Genomic DNA, 2,584 nt, shown 5'->3' on the forward strand with positions numbered 1-2,584 from the left:
GCCGATTTCCAATTGTGCCGCTTGGTCGTGATCGCTCTGAGCCTTCGCTTTCGCATTGGTAAGCCGCTGTTTCTGATCTTCAACCTGAGCGCGCAAAGACGTCAGCCCTTGCAAATCCAATTTTGCCTGCTCACTCATCATGCGCTGTGTCTGAAATTCGAGATTTTGCATTTCCCGGTCAATGTCGGCCAGAATCTGTTCCGTCTCTTTCAGGATTTTGTCTTTCAATTCCTGCGTAACTTTTGATTTTACCGTTACGGGAATACGAAGTGTAATTTGATCCATAGATCCTCCTTACACGATGTCTACTGCAACCTTCACGTCGGCCCGTACGGCTGCGGCTTTGACAACAAGGCGTAAAGCTCTCGCTATTTTACCTTGCTTGCCAATAACCTTACCCATATCATCGGGAGCCACATGAAGTCTGTAGACCTCGAGGTCTGCTTTCTGAATCTTAGTAACCGTCACTGCTTCGGGCTGAGTAACCAGTTCCTTGGCAATGCATGAAATCAATTCTTCCATCATATCCACCCTCACTTACTTCTTGGATGCTTCAAACTGAGCCATAATGCCGGCTTTCTTGAAGAGAGAACGAATTGTATCGGTCGGCTGTGCTCCTTTTCCGAGCCATTCCAAGGCAGCCTGAGTGTCGACAGTCAAAGCCTGTGCCGTTTCCTTTGCAGGATCGTACTGGCCGATGGTAGCGATGGGGCGACCGTTGTTACGTGCATTACGGACGTCTGCTACGACTACGCGATAAATCGGTTTCTTTTTAGCTCCCAAACGAGCCAAACGAATTTTAATCATAATTTCACCTCCTTATTTTGGTATCCCTTACGACTATCTTTAAAAGGGAAGGCGCGGCATAAATTTACGTCCCTTTTTTTGGGATTTCTGCGCCTGTTTCATCATTTTCTGAAATTCCGTAAACTGCTTCAACAGCCGGTTTACATCCTGGACTCGCGTGCCGCTGCCTTGAGCGATACGTCGCTTGCGGCTGTCCTTAATCAACATTTTCGGATTGGAACTCGTTCTTTCCTTGCGTGTCATGGACGTAATAATCGCTTCAATATGCTTGAATTCCTTACCGTCCATATCAACCTTATCCAATTCCTTTTTGTACTTGCCGATACCCGGAATAAGTCCCAAAATCCCGCCGAGATTCCCCATTTTCTTAATCATTTGCAACTGCTTGAGAAAATCTTCAAAAGTGAAGGAATTGCTCTTCATGGTCCGCTCCATGTCTTGGAGCGATTCGGCATCGAAAGCTTCTTTCGCCTTATCGATAATCGTCGCTACGTCTCCCAAGTCAAGGATACGGGACGCATATCTGTCGGGATGGAATTCTTCCAGTCCGTCCGTTTTTTCACTGACACCGATAAATTTAATAGGCTTACCCGTTACGGCTTTAACGGACAGGGCTGCGCCGCCGCGAGCATCACCGTCGAGCTTGGTCATAATAATACCGTCAATACCCAAAGCCTTATCAAAGGCTTCGGCCGCCGTAACGGCATCCTGACCCGTCATAGCATCGACAACGAGTAAGATTTCATGAGGATGAATGTCCTCTTTAATACGAACCAGCTCACCCATGAGGTCTTCGTCAATATGCAACCGACCTGCCGTGTCGACAATTACTACATCGCACAAGTGACTCGTCGCATAGGGAACGGCACGTTCTGCAATAGCTACGGGATCCTTACTGTCGTCTTCAAAGTAAACAGGGATATTTAATTCCTTACCGAGTACACGAAGTTGTTCAATAGCAGCCGGACGGTATACGTCACAGGCAACCAACAAAGGATGTTTGCCCTGACGCACGAATCTTTTCGCCAACTTGGCTGCCGTCGTCGTCTTACCGGCCCCTTGCAAACCGGCCAACATAACGACGGTAGGCGGTCTTGATGAAATAGTGATACGACTTTGTGTGCCGCCTAACAAGTCCGTCAATTCATCCCGCACGATTTTAATAACCGTCTGGGCTGCATTCAACGTACTGAAGACTTCTTCACCTACAGCCTTTTCCCGTACGCGTTTAATGAAGTCCTTAGTTACGGCAAAATTGACATCTGCTTCCAACAAAGCGCGTCTCATCTCTTTAAGCGCTTCATTGACATCCTCTTCCGTCAGTTTCCCCTTGCCGCGAAGCTTTTTAAATGCCGCCTGAAATCGTTCGGACAGATTTTCGAATGGCATACAGCTCCTCCTTTTCCGGGTTTTATATATCGAGTGTTCCCAAAATTCGCTCCGCATCTTCGGCACGCCCCTGCTTTAATAAGACCTGAGCCTCATCTACCGTCGCCTGTATGCGCTCATTTTTACGGGACACTCCCAATTTTATTTCATAATGTTCCAACGCCTGTGAAGCACGTTGCAACAAGTCATGAACGCCTTGTCGCGAAATAGAAAGTTCCTCTCCGATTTCGGCCAAGGACAGGTCGTCGTAAAAATACAGTTCCATGCAACGCTTTTGTCTATCCGTTAATAAGGGTCCGTAAACATCCAGTAAGCGTCCCATGCGGACTACGTCTTCTATCACCGTATCACCGTCCTTATCGTTCATACTCGTTCAGTATATACGAAG

At 47.4% G+C, this 2,584-nt stretch carries 5 protein-coding genes; all 5 read right to left on the reverse strand.

Annotated elements, in window-relative coordinates; all coding sequences use genetic code 11:
• On the reverse strand, window positions 1–285 hold a 285-nt coding region (locus PGX78_RS07275; protein WP_270446198.1), incomplete at its 3' end, for a YlqD family protein.
• 9 nt (window positions 286–294) lie between these two features.
• Window positions 295–522 carry a KH domain-containing protein gene (locus PGX78_RS07280; RefSeq protein ID WP_040774426.1) on the reverse strand — a complete coding sequence of 76 codons (228 nt, stop codon included), beginning with the start codon at window positions 520–522 and terminating at the stop codon, window positions 295–297.
• Window positions 523–537: 15 nt separating this feature from the next.
• Complete coding sequence (gene rpsP / locus PGX78_RS07285) at window positions 538–807, reverse strand: 30S ribosomal protein S16 (RefSeq protein ID WP_006942857.1); 270 nt, start codon at window positions 805–807, stop codon at window positions 538–540.
• A gap of 39 nt (window positions 808–846) precedes the next feature.
• The gene (gene ffh / locus PGX78_RS07290; RefSeq protein WP_270446200.1) at window positions 847–2,196 is read right to left on the reverse strand and encodes a signal recognition particle protein; all 1,350 of its coding nucleotides are present in this window, start codon (window positions 2,194–2,196) and stop codon (window positions 847–849) included.
• A 22-nt stretch (window positions 2,197–2,218) separates the two neighbouring features.
• Window positions 2,219–2,563: a YlxM family DNA-binding protein gene (gene ylxM, locus PGX78_RS07295; RefSeq protein ID WP_270446201.1), complete on the reverse strand. Its 345-nt coding sequence runs from the start codon at window positions 2,561–2,563 to the stop codon at window positions 2,219–2,221.
• Between the last annotated feature and the right edge of the window lie 21 nt (window positions 2,564–2,584).

Source organism: Megasphaera sp. AF13-6AC (genome assembly GCF_027685385.1).
Taxonomy (GTDB): domain Bacteria; phylum Bacillota; class Negativicutes; order Veillonellales; family Megasphaeraceae; genus Megasphaera; species Megasphaera micronuciformis.

Coding starts and splice junctions, on each gene's coding strand:
- PGX78_RS07280 (WP_040774426.1), bottom strand. CDS start 522: ATGGAAGAATTGATTTCATGCATTGCCAAGGAACTGGTTACTCAGCCC.
- rpsP (WP_006942857.1), bottom strand. CDS start 807: ATGATTAAAATTCGTTTGGCTCGTTTGGGAGCTAAAAAGAAACCGATT.
- ffh (WP_270446200.1), bottom strand. CDS start 2,196: ATGCCATTCGAAAATCTGTCCGAACGATTTCAGGCGGCATTTAAAAAG.
- ylxM (WP_270446201.1), bottom strand. CDS start 2,563: ATGAACGATAAGGACGGTGATACGGTGATAGAAGACGTAGTCCGCATG.